Below are 15,803 nucleotides of genomic sequence, written 5' to 3'. Positions count from 1 at the left end.
TCAGCCGCCCCGCCGGATGAGGCGGTCGGCCACCTGCTCCGCCCGCTGGATGGGGATCGCGAACCCGATCCCGATCGAGCCGCTTCCCTCCAGTGTGGCGATCGCCGTGTTCACCCCGATCACCTCACCGCGGGCGTTGACCAGCGGTCCGCCGGAGTTCCCCGGGTTGATGGAGGCGTCCGTCTGCACCGCCGACTGCCGGCCCGCGTGGCCGAGCCGCACCTGCCGGTCCAGAGCGCTCACGATGCCGGCGGTGACGGTGCCCGAGAGGCCCAGTGGCGAGCCGACCGCGAGGACCGGCTCCCCCACCCGGGTGCTCTTCGGCTGGGCGAGGGGCAGCGGCCGCAGACCCGCCGACCGCGACACCCGCAACACCGCGATGTCGCTGCCCGGATCGCGGCCGACCACCTGGGCCGGCAACCGCCGGCCGTCCGGCCCCACGACGGTGACGCCTGTTCCGTTGCCGCCCGCCGCGCTGCCGGTCACCCCGCCCGAACCCCCGGCGTCGAGGATGTGGTCGTTGGTGATGATGTGTTGTCCGTCGTCGACGGCGAAACCGGAGCCGCCGGCCATGCCGCTGCCGGTGCCCACCTGCACGGAGACGACCCCCGGCAGCGCCTGCGCCGCCGCGTTGACCAGATCCGCGGGGACGCCGGACGCGCCGCCCGGGGAGCTCGGCGGGCTCGCCGCGACCTTGCCCTGGGCGGGGTCGCGGCTCGCGACGTAGCCGCCGGCGAGCCCGCCGGACGCCGTGGAGAGCGCCACCACGGCGAGGGCGGCGAGGAGGCCGCGCCGCCACGCACCGGCTCCACCCCCGCGCGGCGCGGCCTCCGGCACGCCGTAACCGGGACGGTCGGCGGGGTTCAGCTCGGGCGAGACGAACCACGGTCCGCGCGGTTCGCCGAGGCCGGTAGGGCTGGTAGTCATCGCACACTCCTGAGAGACGTCAGGGCAGGCGGGAGAACCACAGCATCGAGCCGCCGGCGGCGGCCAGGCCCAGCAGCAACCCCACCCCGATGAAGCGGGCGGAGACGTCCTGCCGCTCGGTGCGGTAGCCCACCGACGTACCGATGTTGTCGTAGACCTTCCGCAGCTCGTCGCTGCTTTCCGCCTCGTGGTAGGCGCCGCCGGTCACCCCGGCCACGGCTCGCAGGCTGTCTCCGTCCACCGGGACGCGCAGCGGCTGGCCACCCCCCTGGTTGATGGTGCCGTCGACGGTGCCGAAGGAGATGGTGTCGACCGGAACGCCCGCTTCGATCGCCTCGTTCGCCGCGGTCTCCGGGTCCCGACCCGACGTGTTCGCGCCGTCGGAGAGGAGCACGATCCGGGAGGGCGGCGGGGTCTCGGCCGCCTTGGCGTCCAGCGAACGGATCCCCTCCAACGACGTGTTGATCGCCTCGCCGATGGCGGTGCCCTGGGTGCCGGTCACACCCTCCGCGAGCCGGTCGATGCCGGCGTCCAACGCCTTTCGGTTGGTGTCCGGGGCGACCAGCACCGAGGCGTTTCCGGCGAAGGCGACCAGCCCGACGTTGAACTGCTTGGGCAGGTCGGCGACGAACCCGTGCGCCGCGGACTTCGCCGCCGCCAGCCGGTTCGGCGCCACATCGGTGGCGAGCATCGACGTCGACACGTCCACCGCGACCATGACGGTGGCCCGCTCGCGCGGGACCCGCACGTCGGCGTTGGGACGCGCGAAGCCGACCACCAACAGCGACAGCATGGCCAGGAACAACCCGGCCGGTACGTGCCGACGCCAGGCCGGCCGGTTCGGCGCGACCCGGTCCAGCAGGCGCAGGTTGGTGAAGCGCACCGCGTAGCGGCTCCGCCGCCGCTGCAGGAACAGGTACCCGGCCAGCAGGCCGACCACTCCGGCCAGCAGCCAGAGCCGGTGCGGGGACTCCCAGTTCATGCTCATGCGACACCTCCGCGGAAGCCCGCCGCCGGCCCGGCGACCGAAAGCCGGCGCTGGACGTGGACGTGCCGGACGATGTCGGCGACCCAGTCCCGGTCCGTCCGCAGCGACAGGTGCGCCGCCCCCGCCCGACGCAACGCCTGCGCGACCGTCCGCCGCTGCCCGGCGGCGGCCGCGGCGAAGCGCTCGCGCAGCCGCGCACTGCCGGTCGACACCTCGCGGCGCTGCCCGGTCTCCGGGTCCATCAGCGTGATGAGGCCGACGTCCGGCAGCTCCAGCTCGCGTGGGTCCGTCACCTCGACCGCGAGCACCTGATGGCGCACGCGGAGCCGCCGCAACGGCTTCTCCCACGTCGGCTCGCCGCCCTCGGCGTCGGGGAGCCCGTCCAGAAAATCGGACACCACGACGATCAGACCGCGCCGGGGCGCCGATCGGCGCAACCCGTCGATCGCGGAGGCGAGCGACGGTGGCCGGGCGCCGTCCGCGCCACGCGGCGCGGCCAGCAGCGTACGCAGCAACCCCAGCAGATGGGTGCGGCCGGTGCGGTCCGGGAATCGGCGCACCGTCTCCGCGCCGAGCACGTGGACGCCGAGCCGGTTGCCCACGCCGGCGGTGAGGAACCCGACCGCGGCGAGCGCGGCGACCGCCAACTCCCGCTTCTCCACCTCGGCCGTGCCGAAGTCCATGCTCGGCGTCGAGTCGACCAGCACCCAGGTGCTCAGTTCCCGGTCGGCGTCGACCTCGCGCACGTGCGGCACCGCCGTCCGCGCGGTGACCGCCCAGTCCATCCGGCGCACCTCGTCCTCCCCCGGCCGGTACTCGCGGCTACCGGCGAGCTCGCTTCCCGCCCCGGGCAGCAGACCGATGTGCTGTCCGTGCAGGAGTCCGTCGAGTCGCCGGGTGACGGTCAGTTCCAGCCGGCGCAGCCGCGCCTCGGGCGCCAACTGCGGGAGGCTGGCGTGGTCGACGTCGCGCGTCCCACGCGTCATGCCGCGGCCAGGCCGACGGTGGACTCCTCGCGGGCCGGCGCGATCCGCGGCGGGGGAACCGCCTGGAGCAGCCGGCGCACGATGGACTCCGCCGAAACCCCTTCCGCCACCGCGTCGAAGGAGAGCACCAGCCGATGGGCGAGCACGTCCACGGCAAGCTCCTGCACGTCGTCGGGGAGCACGTAGTCGCGTCCGCGCAGCAGCGCCAGCGCGCGGGCCGCGGCGACCAGGCCCAGCGTGGCGCGCGGACTCGCCCCGTACGCGAGTTGCGGCGCGAGTGGCGCGAGGCCGAACCGTTCGGGACGGCGGGTGGCGAGCACCAGCCGGACGACGTACTCGGCGAGGGCGTGGTGCACGAAGACGGTGCGCGCCCGCGCCTGCAGGGCGCGCAGCCGCTCCGGGTCGAGCACCCGTGTGGCGTGCGGTCGCCTGGCCCCCATCCGGTAGAGGATCCCCAGCTCCTCCTCGTCGCTCGGATAGTCGACGACGACCTTCATCAGGAACCGGTCGCGCTGCGCCTCCGGCAGCTGGTAGACCCCTTCGGACTCGATCGGGTTCTGCGTGGCGAGCACCAGGAACGGGTCGGGCACCGGATAGCTGCGCCCGCCGATCGACACCTGCCGCTCGGCCATCGCCTCCAGCAACGCCGACTGCACCTTCGCGGGGGCGCGGTTGATCTCGTCGGCGAGCACCAGGTTGGCCATCACGGGGCCGAGTTCCACGTCGAAGCTCTCCGTCGACGCCCGGTAGATCCGGGTGCCGACGATGTCCGACGGGACCAGGTCGGGGGTGAACTGGATCCGGGAGAAATCGCCGCCGACCGCGGTGGCCAGGGTCTGCGCGGCGAGCGTCTTCGCGATTCCGGGCACCCCTTCCAGCAGGCAGTGCCCATCGGCCAGCAGCGCCGTGAGGAGGCGTTCCACCAGGCGGTCCTGCCCGACGATCACCTTCTTGACCTCGAACAGCGTCTGCTCCAGGTCGCTCGCGGTCGCGACCGTCGTGGCCGGTGTGGGCGTGACCATGTGGGTTCCCCTCGGTCGAGCGCGCGGATGACTGGCGGTGGACGTCCGTGCCCGGCGGGGTCGGGCACCCGTCGGGGTTGCCCGCTAAACGGCCCGATTAACGCGCCGGCCGGTCGGAGCGCGTGGCCGGGCAGGACGACGGCGCGTTCCCGACGCCGACACGGGGTGGTTAACGTGCCCGGATGAGCGTGGAGACGACAGAGAAGAGCACGGCACCGGTCGCACGCCGGCGGTCCCCGGCACTGACCTGGCTTTGCTGGCTGCTCGCCGCCCCGGGACTGCTGTGGGCGCTGATCCGCCTGCCGGGGCTCGAACGCGGTCCGCTGGTACAACTGGTGGCCTTCACGCCGTACGTCGCCGGCTGGGCGCTCGCGCCGCTGGTGCTCGCGGTCGCGCTGCGCCGCCGGTGGCCCGCGGTGACAGCCGGCGTCGTCGCGCTGACGCTGATCGGCGCGGTCGCGCCCCGGGCGCTGCCCGACAGTGCCGCCACGGGCGGTCCGCCACTGCGGGTCGCCACCGCCAACATGCTCGCCGGAGAGGGCGACGCGGCGACCGTGGTCGGGCTGGTCCGCACGCACCGGGTGGACGTGCTGGCACTGCAGGAGTTCACGCCGCAGACGCAGGCGGAGCTGGACCGGCTGGGCCTGGCGGAGTTGCTGCCGCACCGGCAGCTCAACGCGGAGGTGGGCACCACGGGGTCGGCGCTCTACACACGCTTTCCGCTCACCGACACCGGTATCCGTCGCAATGCCGGCGGATTCACCCAGGCGTACGGGACGCTCGCCGTGCCGGGCGCCCCGCCGGTGCGCGTCGAATCGGCGCACCCGATGGCCCCGCACGCGCTCTCCACCCTGCCGGACTGGTGGGCCGACCTACGCGCGCAGCCGGCCGCGACGCCGCACGGGGGGCTGCGCATCCTCGCCGGCGATTTCAACTCGACGCTGGACCACGCGGTCCTGCGCCGCCTGCTCGGCACGGGGTACGTCGACGCCGCGGCCGCGGTCGGTCAGGGCCTGGTCGGCACGTGGGGCCCGTACGACGGGGATCTCATTCCGCCGGTCACCATCGATCACGTGCTCGTCGACCGGCGGATCGGGGTGAGCGGCGTCTCGGTGCACCCACTGCCCGGCAGCGACCACCGCCCCGTGCTCGCCGAGCTCACCCTTCCGCGGTCCTGATTCGGCGGGAGGGCCCTTTCCGCACAGGGCAGGGCCCTTCCGATCCGCCTCATGCGGTCACGCCGGCCTTCACCAGCCCGTACGCGAGCGCGTCCACCAGCGCGTGCCAGCTGGCCTCGACCACGTTTTCGTGGACGCCCACCGTGGTCCAGTCGCGCCCACCCTCCGCGTCGGTCTCCACGAGCACCCGCGTGACGGCGCCGGTGCCGTGGCTCCCCTCCAGGATGCGCACCTTGTAGTCGGCCAATTCGAAGCCGCGCAGCTCGGGGTAGTGCCGGGAGAGCGCCACCCGGAGCGCCTCGTCGAGGGCGTTGACCGGACCGTTCCCCTCCGCCGTGGCGATCACCCGCTCGCCGCGTACCCGGATCTTGACGGTCGCCTCGGAGACCACCGCGTCGTCCTCGCGGTGCTCGACGATCACCCGGTAGGACTCCAGCGTGAACGGCCGCACGGTCGCCGCGCCGGTCTCGGCGGCGAGCTCGGCGCGGACCAGCAGCTCGAACGAGGCGTCGGCCGCCTCGAACGACCAGCCCTCGGCCTCCAGTTCCTTGACCCGCTTGGTGACCCGCGACAGCGCGTCGGGATGGCCGGCCAGGTCCAGACCGAGTTCACGGCTCTTGAGCTCGATGCTGGCCCGACCGGCCATCTCGGTGACGAGGATCCGCATGTCGTTGCCCACCACGGCCGGGTCGACGTGGTTGTAGAGCACCGGATCCACTTTGATCGCGCTCGCGTGCAACCCCGCCTTGTGGGCGAAGGCGGCGGCCCCGACGTAGGCCTGGTGGGTGTCGGGGGCGATGTTGGCGATCTCGGCGATGGCGTGCGAGACGCGCACCATCTGTTCGAGGCACCCCTCCGGTAGGACGGGCAGCCCGAGCTTGAGTTGCAGGTTGCCGACGACGGCGAAGATGTCGGCATTGCCGGGCCGCTCGCCGTAGCCGTTGGCGGTGCCCTGGAAGTGCTTCACCCCCGCCTCGACGGCGGCGACGGTGTTGGCCACCGCGCACGAGGTGTCGTTCTGGCAGTGGATGCCGAGCCGGTCCGGACGGACCCCGAGCCGGTCGACGAGCTGGCCGATCGCCGCGGTCACCTGCGACGGCAGCATCCCGCCGTTGGTGTCGCACATGACGACCACCTCGGCGCCGGCTTCGAGCGCGGTCGCGGTGACCTCGCTGGTGTACGCCGGGTCGAAGCGGTAGCCGTCGAAGAAGTGCTCGCAGTCGAGGAAGACGCGACGGCCCTCGGCGACGAAGTGCGCGACCGTGTCGCGGACCATGGCCAGGTTCTCGGCTCCGGTGGTGCGCAGCGCCCGCTCGACGTGCCGGATGTCGGACTTGGCGACCAGACACACCGCCGCCGTCTCGGCGTCGAGCAGGGCGCGCACCTGGGGGTCGTCGGCGACCGCGACGCCGGCCTTGCGGGTGGCGCCGAACGCGACGAGGAGCGCGTGCCGCAGGTCGAGTTCGGTGCGGGCCCGGCGGAAGAACTCGGTGTCCTTCGGCATCGCGCCCGGCCAGCCGCCTTCGATGAAGCCGACGCCGAAGTCGTCCAGCAGTCGCGCGATGGCCAGCTTGTCGACGACCGAATAGCTGATCCCCTCACGCTGTGCCCCGTCGCGCAGCGTCGTGTCGTACACCTGGAATGTCATCGAAATTCCTCTCTCGACCTGCGACCGGCTCGTGGCGACCAACAAAAAGACCCCCCGGCGGATGCGGGAGGTCTGCGCGCTCGGCGTGAGGGGGGCCGGCGCGCTAGGTGCCAATAATGAGTACGAGCTGCGTCACGCAGAGTACTTTGCCATCCCGACCGATCTCCGGGAAGAAAAGTCCACAATTTGGGAAGTCGACGCGGACAGGTGCCCCGACCACCGACCTGACCCGGCCATTCACCCATTCACCCATTCACCAAGGATCTTCGATCTACGCGTGTAGCCGATCCGGGCACCGGGTATGGCGAGGGATGACAGAGCAGTCGATGTCGAGAAGAGGAGTGAAAGCCCGTGGACAGGCTCGACCCTCAGACGACCCCGAACCAGACGTCGGACCCCCTGGCGCACGACGGCGGGGGCGCCTTCGCCGGGGCGACCCCGGCCCACGCCTTCGATCCGTGGAGCTACCGCGAGGATGCCGACGTGACCGGCGGCGACGTGGTGGGCTACAAGGTGGAGGCGACCGATGGCGGCATTGGCAAGATCGACAGTGCCAGCCACGACGTCAACGCCAGTTACCTGGTGGTCGACACCGGGCCGTGGATCTTCGGCAAGAAGGTGATGCTGCCGGCCGGCGTGATCAACCACGTCGACCACGAGGATCGGAAGGTCTACCTCGACCGGAGCAAGGGCCAGATCAAGGCTGCTCCGGAATTCGACGAGACGACCTACGGCGATCCGACGTACCGGGACAAGCTCGGTGGCTACTACGGCGGAACGTACGGCGCACCGGGCTCGACGCTCCCCCCGACCGCCTAGGCGGAGAGGGAGTCACGACAGCCGGCGGGAATCCCCCGCCGGCCGTCGGCGCGCCCAGCGGTCAGGACGGCACGACGCCGGTGGGCTGCCGCGCAACGTCCGGAGCCGCCGCCGGGCCGTCCGCCGCCAGCGCCGGCGTCGCCACCGCGTTCGCGACGGTGGGGACCGCGAGCCCATGGGCGGCGGGCTCCGCGGCCGGCACCCGCATCCCGCGCACGCTGGGCGAGCAGAGCGTGGCGAGCGTGGCCACGACGATCACACCGCCGCAGACGATGAGGGATGGCCGGGCGCCGAAAGCGAGCGCCGCGGGACCGGCCAGCAGCAGCCCGATCGGGCCGAACATGAACGAGCCGAGGGCGTCGTACGAGCTGACCCTGGACAGTACGGCCGGCGGGATCTCCCGCTGGAGCGTCGTCTCCCACAGCACCCCGAAGATGTCGAAGCAGATCCCCATCACCGCGGCGCCGCAGACCACCATCCACAGTGGGGCCGACACTCCGAGCAGCAGGTAGGGCGCAGCGGTCGGCAGGGTCATCAGGACACACACCAGCATCGGCCGGGTGGGCCGGATCCGAATCGCGATGGCCACGCCGAGCAGCATGCCGACGGCCTCACCGGCGAGCACCGCCGACCACGCGCCGGCTCCGCCGAGCTCCTGCTTCGCCACCAACGGCCCCAACACCCCGTGGGCGGCCTGCAGCGCCGCCACGATGAAGGCGAACTGCAGCACGATCACCCACAACCACTGCCGCGCGACGAACTCACGCCAGCCGTCGCGCAGATCGGCGATCGCAGTGCGACCGGGGCCGGCTGCCCGCGCCGCCACCGCGGGCAGCCGCAGCGCCGCGATGAGGAGCGCGGAGACGGCGAACAGACCGGCGCTGACCGCCAGCGCCACGCCACCACCCACCAGCACGACAGTGGCCCCGGCGAGCGCGTAGCCGGCGATGCGGGCGATGTTGGTGCCGACACGGAGCAGCCCGTTCGCCGCCTGCAGCCGCTCATCCGCCACGACTTCCGGGACGATGCCGATCAGCGCGGGAAAGAAGACCGCCAGACCGATGCCGGCGACAGCCGCTCCGGCGGCGAGCGCCGGCACCGGCGCCGTACCGCTGATCAGCATCGCGGCGAGCAGTCCGTAGGCGAGCGTGCTGAGGACTTCACCCGCGACCATCACCCGGTAGCGCGGGAACCGGTCGGCGAGCACGCCACCGACGAGCATGAAGACAATCTCCGGGATGGCCTGCGCGGCGAGCACCACCGACAGGGTCGCGGCCGTGGCATCCTCGAGCCCCAACACACCGAACGCCAGGGCCACCGGGGCGAAGGCGGCGCCCAGCACGGAGACGGTGCGGGCGGCGAAGAGCAGGGCGAAGCGACGATCACGCAGGAGTTGGAGGTCGCGGCGGTAGCTGTGCACGCTGCCATGGGACCACGGGCCCCCGACATCGTCGCGTGATTTTCCGGCGACGCGCGCCACAGCGACCGCGATACGGCGGCCGTTACCGTGTCGGCATGGATGTCTCCCCCGCGACCCGCACGCTGACCTTCTCGACCCTGTTCAACTTTCGGGACGTCGGCGGGTACGCCGGGCTCGACGGTCGCACGGTGCGGTGGCGTCGTGTCTACCGCTCGGACTCGCTGCACCGCATCGACGACAGCGACCGGGCGGCGTTCGCCGCGCTCGGCGTGCGCACCGTCATCGACCTGCGCCGCCCGCACGAGGTGAGCCGGTACGGCCGGGTGCCGGCCTATGACGGGCTGGACTACCAGCACGTTCACCTCGAGCACCAGGAGTGGATCGAGATCCCGTACGAGGAGGAGGTGGGGCCGGCGCGCTATCTCGCCGACCGCTACCACGACCTCGCCGAGCAGGCGGCCGGCGGCGTCGTGGACGCGCTGACGCTCATCGCGGACGAGGCGAGCGCCCCGGCCGTGGTGCACTGCGCCGCCGGCAAGGACCGCACCGGCGTGGTGTGCGCGCTGACGTTGTCGCTGCTCGGTGTCCCCGACGAGGTGATCGCCGAGGACTACGCGCTGAGCACGGCGGCAGCGGACCGCTTCACGGCGTGGCTGGACAAGCAGGATCCCTATCGCACGGTTCCCACGCCGTTCTTCTCCAGCCCGGCGGAGGCGATGCAGACGTTTCTCGGCGAGCTACGCCAGCGGCACGGCTCGATCGAGCGTTATGTGACCGGGGCAGGGCTGGGCAGGGAGCAGGTGGCGGCGCTGCGCGCGCACCTGCTCACCGACCCGACGCCCTGACGGCCCGCCACGTCGATCAAGGAGTTCTCCGTCGATCAACGCGCCGACGCGGCGACGGCGCTGCGCGGGGACGTCAGGAGACGCGGTGCGTCCAGCCGTTGGGGTCTTCGCCGCGCCCACGCTGCAGGTCGACGAGGACCTGCCGCAGTCCGAGCGTCACCTCGCCGGGACCGCCGTCCCCGATCGTGAACGAACCCTCCGGGAAGCGCACCTGCCCGATCGGCGTGAGGACCGCCGCCGTGCCGCAGGCGAACGCCTCCCGAAGCCGCCCGCTCTCCGCGTCCGCCCGCCACTCGTCGAAGCTGACCGGCCGCTCCACGACCGTCCGACCGGCCTGGCGGGCCAGCGTGATGACCGAGTCGCGGGTGATGCCGGGCAGGATCGTGCCGGTGAGCGGCGGGGTGACGAGGGTGCCGTCGTCATAGACGAAGAAGACGTTCATGCCGCCGAGTTCGTCGACGTAGCGGCGCTCCACCGCGTCGAGGAAGACCACCTGGTCGCAGCCGTGCTCCATCGCCTCGGCCTGGGCCACCAGCGAGGTGGCGTAGTTGCCGCCGCACTTGGCCGCCCCGGTGCCGCCGGGCGCGGCCCGCGTGTACCGGGGCGAGACCCAGACGTTGACGGGCTTGACGCCACCGGAGAAGTACGCGCCGACGGGAGAGGCGATCACGACGTAGAGGTATTCGGCGGCCGGGCGCACGCCGAGGAAGACCTCGCTGGCGTACATGAACGGGCGCAGGTAGAGGCTGCCGTCCTCGCCGGTCGGGATCCAGTCGCGGTCGATCGTGATGAGGTGTCGCAGCGAGTCGAGGAACGCGGCTTCGGGCAGCTGCGCCATCGCCATCCGTTCGGCGGAGGCGGCGAACCGGGCGGCGTTGGCCTGCGGCCGGAACATCGTGATCCCGCCGTCGGCGGCGTGGTACGCCTTGAGCCCTTCGAAGATCTCCTGCGCGTAGTGCAGAACCGCGGTCGCCGGGTCCATCGGAATCGGGGCGCGCGCCTCGACGCGGGCGTCGTACCAGCCCTTGCCCTCGGCGTAGCGGATGGTGACCATGTGGTCGGTGAAGATCCGACCGAATCCCGGGTCGGCCAGCAGCGCGGCGCGCTCGGCGGCGGATACGGGCTGGAGATTCGGACGAATCTCGAAGTCGAGCTTGTCACCACCGCTCATTGCGCTGACCTCCGGTTACGTGAACGAAAGAGTGGTGCCCTGAAACTTACCCCGAACGTTCGTTCAGAGGGAGTCCGCACACGCGGGGCGGAGGGCGGCCGCCGCGACGACGATGCCAGACGCAGGCACTGGATCGACGGCGAGTGACGGGAGGAGGTGAGTCGCGGTCAGCGCGCCGCGTGCGCGGCGAGCCGGTCGCCGACCTCGGCGGTGCGCAGCGGCGCTCCCGGCGTACGGGTGGCGAGCTCGGCCGCGACCGCCTCGGATACTCGCTGGGCCGCGTCGCCGTGGCCGAGGTGGTCGAGCAGGAGGGCGGCGGAGAGCACGGCGGCGGCCGGGTCGGCCAGCCCCTTGCCGGCGATGTCCGGGGCGGAGCCGTGCACCGGCTCGAACATCGACGGGTAGGCGCGCTCGGGGTTGATGCAGGCGCTGGCGGCGAGGCCGATGCCGCCCGTGACGGCGGCGGCGATGTCGGTGAGGATGTCGCCGAAGAGGTTGTCGGTGACGACGACGTCGTAGCGCTGCGGCTGGGTCACCATGAACATGGCGGCCGCGTCGACGTGCTGGTATTCGGTCGCCACGTCGGGGAACTCGGCCTTGACGGCGTCGAAGGCGCGCGCCCACAGCGAGCCGGCGTGGGTCAGCACGTTGGTCTTGTGCACGAGGGTGACCTTGCGCCGCTCGCGCCGCTGGGCACGCGCGAAGGCGTCCCGGATCACCCGCTCGACGCCGTGCCGGGTGTTGAGGCTCTCCTCGGTGGCGACCTCGGCGGGGGTGCCCCGGTGCAGCGTGCCGCCGGCGCCCGCGTAGAGCCCCTCGGTCCCCTCGCGGACCACGACGAAGTCGATCTCGCCGGGCTTGACGTTGGCGAGCGGGCCGGTCGTGCCGGGCCACAGGCGGGACGGGCGGAGGTTGACGTACTGGTCGAAGGCGAAGCGGAGCTTGAGCAGGAGCCCGCGCTCGAGCACGCCCGGCGGCACCGTGGGGTCGCCGACCGCGCCGAGCAGGATGGCGTCGTGCCCGGCCAACTCGGCGAGCACGGAGTCGGGAAGCACCTCGCCGGTGCGGTGGTAGCGGGCGGCGCCGAGGTCGTATTCGGTCGCCTCGACACCGGGGAGGACGGCATCGATGACCTTGCGGGCCTGCGCGGTCACCTCGGAGCCGATGCCGTCGCCGGCCACCACCGCGATCCGCGCCACCGTCACGTCAACTCCTCCGCTACGACCTGATGTCGGGGGCAACGTTAGGCGATTGTCCCGAGTTCCGGTACACGAATCCCAGGATACGGACCGGCGCGATAACGGGCAGCGGTTACCCAGCTCACAGCGGCTTCGCAGCGAACCTTCATAAGGGGATCATCTCCAGCCCCTACCGTATGTAGCGACCGGCACGGGGGCAGGCAGGAAGGTCAAGGAGATGCTGGCACACCGGACGACCCGGACTCGACGCACCGCACACACGCCGGTAGCCGTCGACAGCTGGGCCCGTCCCGACGTGCGGATCGGCACCGGTCCCGCGGAGCGGACCGGGGCGCCGCTCGCCGTCGGCTTCGGCGACCGGGTGGTCGCCCGGCACACCGTCAACACCTCGACCGCCGACTACCTGATGATGCTGATCGCGCCGGAGTGGATGACCCGGCGCGCTCTCGGCGAGGCGATCGCCGACGCGGTGGCCGAACTGCGGGCGATCGACGTGACGTACAGCCCGTTGCGCCGGACCAGCCTCGTCTCGCTGCTGCGCCGCGGCGAGGTCTCGCCGGAGGCGTACCCCCCGCTCGCCGACATCGTGGCGCGGTGCGACGCGATGCGCGCCGCCACGGACGGCTGGTTCGACGCGTGGGCCGTGCCGGGCGGCTTCGACCCGAGCGGCCTGCTCAAGGGATGGGCGATGGAGCGGGCGGCCGCGCGGTTGCGCGCCGCGGGCATCGAGGACCACGCGGTGGTCAGCGGTGGGGATCTGACGGTACGCGGGCACGCGCCGCACGGCGGTCCGTGGCGCATCGCCGTACACGATCCGGAGTGCGGCAACCCGCAGCCGACCATGCTGCATCTGACGGAGGGCGCGGTCGGCACATCAGGGATGGCGGGACGGCGCGGGCACGTGGTGGACCCGCACACCGGCGCCGCCGTCGAGCAGCACCGCCGCGCCATCGTGACCGGACCCGACCTCGCGGTGGCCGACGCCTACGCGACCGGGCTCTGCGCCGCCGGCCCGGCCGGCCTGGACTGGTTCCCCACCGTGGACGGTTACCGCGCGCTCTTCGGCGGCACCGGCCCGCGAAAGCCTGTCATGTAACGACTTGCGGTGCTCCACGCACGATCGGCCCCCGCGAACTCGGCAACGGATCGCGGGGGCCGACCAAAGACGAGTGCGCGTGGCTCGCACACACGGGGGGTGTGGGCCACCCACCCGGCAGGGAACGACGTCACCCGAAGACGTGTCCACACCGGACAACTCACTGAGTAACCCGTCGAACACGCTATCGATTCCGTGCGGCACGGTGCAAGAGCGAGCTTCGCCGCGTGTCGGCCGGGGCAAGTGGAGTTGGACACGTCCCGGATGGCAATCTGTCGCCCGTGAGTTTCGATCTGGTCGTGTGGTCCATGGACAGCGGGTCCACCTCAGCGGATGTGCGGGCGGCCCATGAACTGTGCCGTCAGGGTGAACATGTCGAGGGGCAACCTGATCGGCGGATCGCCGCGTTCTACGCGGATCTGGCCGGCCGCTACCCCGACCGTGGCCCCGCCATGCAGAGCGAACAGTCGCCGTGGGCGGCCGCCCCGCTGCACGTCGCGACGGACCACGTCGAGATGCATCTCCGCCCGGCCTGCGCCGACGAGGTGCTGCTCACGATCGAACGGCTCGCCGGGGAGCACAACCTGCTGCTGCTGGACCCGCAGGACGGCTCGGTCTACCCCCCACCGACCCGCGTCTGAGGGCTGCTCCGCCGCCGCCAACGAAAAGGGCCCCCCTCCACCCGCCTGCGCGGATCAAGGGGAGCCCTTCGGGAGCCGGGGCGACTACTCGTCGCGCAGGTCCGCCGCGCTCGCCGTGCCCGCGCCGATGGCCTCGGCCGCCGAGGCCAGCAACTCCACCGCGATCGCCGAGTCGACGGTCAGGGTCATCAGCGCCTCACCGCCGGCCTCGCGACGGGCGACCTGCATCGCCGCGATGTTGACGCCGCTCTCGCCGAGGATCGAGCCGACGGTGCCGACGACGCCCGGACGGTCGGCGTAGCGGAAGAACAGCAGGATCCCTTCGGCGCCGAGCTCAAGGTCGAAGCCGTCGACCTCGGTGAGCCGGACGACCTCGCGGGTGCCGGTGGTCACGACCGTGCCGGAGACGGTGACCGTACGCCCGTCGGGGAGCGCCCCGCGCAGGGTGACCAGGTTGGGGTGGTCGATCGTCTCGGCGTGCGTGCTCAGCTCCACCTCGACGCCCCGGTCGGCCGCGAGGTGCGGCGCGTTGACGTAGGTGACCTGCTCCTCGACGACCGAGGCGAAGAGCCCCTTGGTCGCGGCGAGCTTGAGCACGGAGACGTCGTTGGCGACGATCTCGCCACGCACCTCGACGGTGACGCTCGCGGCGACTCCGCCGGCGACGGCGGTGAACACCTTGCCGAGCTTCTCCGCGAGCGGCAACAGCGGCCGTACGTCCTCGGCGACCACGCCACCCGCCTGCACGTTGACCGCGTCCGGCACGAACTCGCCCTGCAGCGCCAGCTTCACGCTCCTGGCGACGGCCAGGCCGGCCTTGTCCTGCGCTTCGTTCGTGGAGGCGCCCAGGTGCGGGGTGGCCACCACGTTGTCGAACGCGAAGAGCGGCGAGGAGGTGCAGGGCTCCTTGACGTAGACGTCGATGCCGGCGCCGGCGACCCGGCCCTCGGCGATCGCGTTGGCCAGGGCCTGCTCGTCGACGAGCCCACCGCGTGCGGCGTTGATGATCCGGACGCCGGGCTTGACGATCGCCAGCTCCTTCTCACCGATCAGGCCGACGGTCTCCGGCGTCTTCGGCAGGTGGATCGAGATGAAGTCGCTCTCCCGCAGCAGCTCCTCCAGGCCGACGAGGCGGACGCCGAGCTGGGCGGCGCGGGCCGGCTGGATGTAGGGGTCGTACGCGATGAGGCGGGTGCCGAAGGCGGCGATGCGCTGCGCGAAGAGCACGCCGATCCGGCCGAGGCCGACCACGCCGACGGTCTTGCCCTGGATCTCCACCCCGGTGTACTTGGAGCGCTTCCACTCGCCGGCCTTGAGTGCGGCGCTCGCGCTGGCGGTGTTGCGCGCGACCGCGAGCAGCAGGGCGAGCGCCTGCTCCGCGGCGGAGACGATGTTGGAGGTCGGGGCGTTGACGACCATGACGCCGCGCGCGGTGGCGGCGGGCACCTCGACGTTGTCGAGGCCGACGCCGGCACGGGCGACGACCTTCAGCCGCGGGGCGGCGGCGACGGCCTCAGCGTCGATCTGGGTGGCGCTGCGCACGATCACCGCGTCGGCCTCGGCCAGGGCAGCGAGCAGCGCCGGCCGGTCGGTGCCGTCGACGTGACGGACGTCAAAGTCGTGCGCGAGCACGTCGATGGCGGCGGGGGCGAGCTCTTCGGCGATCAGTACGACAGGATTCATTGGTCCTCGCAGTAATCAGTGGCGAGTGTCTGCGGCGCGGACGGGCGCCGCGCTGCGCCCTATGCTCCCCCACCCGGGTGACCCGGAGATGCGGATGCGGCCTACCGCCGATCGTATTCGCCCCCGCCCGGACCACGCCTCGCGGCCCCGCGTGAGGGCCCTCACAAGACGGGATCTAAC

14 protein-coding genes are annotated in these 15,803 nt (G+C 72.2%); 5 read left to right on the top strand and 9 right to left on the bottom strand.

Going from position 1 to position 15,803, the window contains the following annotated elements; all coding sequences use genetic code 11:
- Genes AB0J06_RS09075 through AB0J06_RS09060 form a run of 4 tightly spaced genes read right to left on the bottom strand, consistent with a single transcriptional unit; the run spans window position 1 to window position 3,923 of the window.
- A complete protein-coding gene (locus AB0J06_RS09075) occupies window positions 1-927 on the bottom strand; it encodes a trypsin-like peptidase domain-containing protein (RefSeq protein ID WP_357426329.1) in 927 nt (308 codons plus the stop codon).
- A gap of 19 nt (window positions 928-946) precedes the next feature.
- Entirely contained in the window at window positions 947-1,909 is a 963-nt protein-coding gene (locus AB0J06_RS09070) for a VWA domain-containing protein (protein WP_357426515.1), read from the bottom strand.
- A 2-nt stretch (window positions 1,910-1,911) separates the two neighbouring features.
- On the bottom strand, window positions 1,912-2,901 hold the full coding sequence (locus AB0J06_RS09065; RefSeq protein WP_357426327.1) for a DUF58 domain-containing protein: 990 nt from the start codon (window positions 2,899-2,901) through the stop codon (window positions 1,912-1,914).
- A complete protein-coding gene (locus AB0J06_RS09060; RefSeq protein ID WP_357426325.1) occupies window positions 2,898-3,923 on the bottom strand; it encodes a MoxR family ATPase in 1,026 nt (341 codons plus the stop codon). The genes AB0J06_RS09065 and AB0J06_RS09060 overlap by 4 nt, the downstream gene beginning before the upstream one ends.
- A gap of 182 nt (window positions 3,924-4,105) precedes the next feature.
- On the opposite strand from AB0J06_RS09060, the gene AB0J06_RS09055 reads away from it, so the two are divergent.
- The gene (locus tag AB0J06_RS09055) at window positions 4,106-5,101 is read left to right on the top strand and encodes an endonuclease/exonuclease/phosphatase family protein (protein WP_357426323.1); all 996 of its coding nucleotides are present in this window, start codon (window positions 4,106-4,108) and stop codon (window positions 5,099-5,101) included.
- A 49-nt stretch (window positions 5,102-5,150) separates the two neighbouring features.
- On the opposite strand, the gene cimA is transcribed toward AB0J06_RS09055, so the two are convergent.
- Window positions 5,151-6,749: a citramalate synthase gene (cimA, locus tag AB0J06_RS09050; RefSeq protein ID WP_357426321.1), complete on the bottom strand. Its 1,599-nt coding sequence runs from the start codon at window positions 6,747-6,749 to the stop codon at window positions 5,151-5,153.
- Window positions 6,750-7,148: 399 nt separating this feature from the next.
- Between cimA and AB0J06_RS09045 the strand changes: the two genes are divergently transcribed.
- The gene (locus tag AB0J06_RS09045; RefSeq protein ID WP_357426513.1) at window positions 7,149-7,568 is read left to right on the top strand and encodes a PRC-barrel domain-containing protein; all 420 of its coding nucleotides are present in this window, start codon (window positions 7,149-7,151) and stop codon (window positions 7,566-7,568) included.
- A 61-nt stretch (window positions 7,569-7,629) separates the two neighbouring features.
- Here the strand turns inward: AB0J06_RS09045 and AB0J06_RS09040 are convergent, their stop codons facing one another.
- Window positions 7,630-8,988 carry an MFS transporter gene (locus tag AB0J06_RS09040; protein WP_357426319.1) on the bottom strand — a complete coding sequence of 453 codons (1,359 nt, stop codon included), beginning with the start codon at window positions 8,986-8,988 and terminating at the stop codon, window positions 7,630-7,632.
- 95 nt (window positions 8,989-9,083) lie between these two features.
- Between AB0J06_RS09040 and AB0J06_RS09035 the strand changes: the two genes are divergently transcribed.
- The gene (locus tag AB0J06_RS09035) at window positions 9,084-9,833 is read left to right on the top strand and encodes a tyrosine-protein phosphatase (protein ID WP_357426317.1); all 750 of its coding nucleotides are present in this window, start codon (window positions 9,084-9,086) and stop codon (window positions 9,831-9,833) included.
- Between the two features lie 73 nt (window positions 9,834-9,906).
- On the opposite strand, the gene AB0J06_RS09030 is transcribed toward AB0J06_RS09035, so the two are convergent.
- Both AB0J06_RS09030 and AB0J06_RS09025 read right to left on the bottom strand, forming a co-directional pair.
- The gene (locus tag AB0J06_RS09030) at window positions 9,907-11,004 is read right to left on the bottom strand and encodes a branched-chain amino acid aminotransferase (protein WP_357426315.1); all 1,098 of its coding nucleotides are present in this window, start codon (window positions 11,002-11,004) and stop codon (window positions 9,907-9,909) included.
- A 167-nt stretch (window positions 11,005-11,171) separates the two neighbouring features.
- The gene (locus AB0J06_RS09025; protein WP_357426511.1) at window positions 11,172-12,203 is read right to left on the bottom strand and encodes a 3-isopropylmalate dehydrogenase; all 1,032 of its coding nucleotides are present in this window, start codon (window positions 12,201-12,203) and stop codon (window positions 11,172-11,174) included.
- A 217-nt stretch (window positions 12,204-12,420) separates the two neighbouring features.
- Here AB0J06_RS09025 and AB0J06_RS09020 point away from each other — a divergent pair, with 217 nt between their 5' ends.
- Both AB0J06_RS09020 and AB0J06_RS09015 read left to right on the top strand, forming a co-directional pair.
- A complete protein-coding gene (locus AB0J06_RS09020) occupies window positions 12,421-13,299 on the top strand; it encodes an FAD:protein FMN transferase (RefSeq protein ID WP_357426313.1) in 879 nt (292 codons plus the stop codon).
- Window positions 13,300-13,580: 281 nt separating this feature from the next.
- Entirely contained in the window at window positions 13,581-13,940 is a 360-nt protein-coding gene (locus AB0J06_RS09015) for a hypothetical protein (protein WP_357426311.1), read from the top strand.
- Between the two features lie 84 nt (window positions 13,941-14,024).
- Here AB0J06_RS09015 and serA read toward each other — a convergent pair whose 3' ends face one another.
- Window positions 14,025-15,623 carry a phosphoglycerate dehydrogenase gene (serA, locus tag AB0J06_RS09010; RefSeq protein ID WP_357426309.1) on the bottom strand — a complete coding sequence of 533 codons (1,599 nt, stop codon included), beginning with the start codon at window positions 15,621-15,623 and terminating at the stop codon, window positions 14,025-14,027.
- Window positions 15,624-15,803 lie beyond the last annotated feature (180 nt).

Origin of the sequence: Micromonospora sp. NPDC049679 (assembly GCF_040659735.1) — a bacterium.
GTDB lineage: Bacteria > Actinomycetota > Actinomycetes > Mycobacteriales > Micromonosporaceae > Micromonospora_I.
This window is presented reverse-complemented; position numbering and strand designations above follow the sequence as displayed.

Coding starts and splice junctions, on each gene's coding strand:
- serA (WP_357426309.1), bottom strand. CDS start 15,623: ATGAATCCTGTCGTACTGATCGCCGAAGAGCTCGCCCCCGCCGCCATC.
- AB0J06_RS09065 (WP_357426327.1), bottom strand. CDS start 2,901: ATGACGCGTGGGACGCGCGACGTCGACCACGCCAGCCTCCCGCAGTTG.
- AB0J06_RS09060 (WP_357426325.1), bottom strand. CDS start 3,923: ATGGTCACGCCCACACCGGCCACGACGGTCGCGACCGCGAGCGACCTG.
- cimA (WP_357426321.1), bottom strand. CDS start 6,749: ATGACATTCCAGGTGTACGACACGACGCTGCGCGACGGGGCACAGCGT.
- AB0J06_RS09020 (WP_357426313.1), top strand. CDS start 12,421: ATGCTGGCACACCGGACGACCCGGACTCGACGCACCGCACACACGCCG.
- AB0J06_RS09055 (WP_357426323.1), top strand. CDS start 4,106: ATGAGCGTGGAGACGACAGAGAAGAGCACGGCACCGGTCGCACGCCGG.
- AB0J06_RS09075 (WP_357426329.1), bottom strand. CDS start 927: ATGACTACCAGCCCTACCGGCCTCGGCGAACCGCGCGGACCGTGGTTC.
- AB0J06_RS09035 (WP_357426317.1), top strand. CDS start 9,084: ATGGATGTCTCCCCCGCGACCCGCACGCTGACCTTCTCGACCCTGTTC.
- AB0J06_RS09030 (WP_357426315.1), bottom strand. CDS start 11,004: ATGAGCGGTGGTGACAAGCTCGACTTCGAGATTCGTCCGAATCTCCAG.
- AB0J06_RS09070 (WP_357426515.1), bottom strand. CDS start 1,909: ATGAACTGGGAGTCCCCGCACCGGCTCTGGCTGCTGGCCGGAGTGGTC.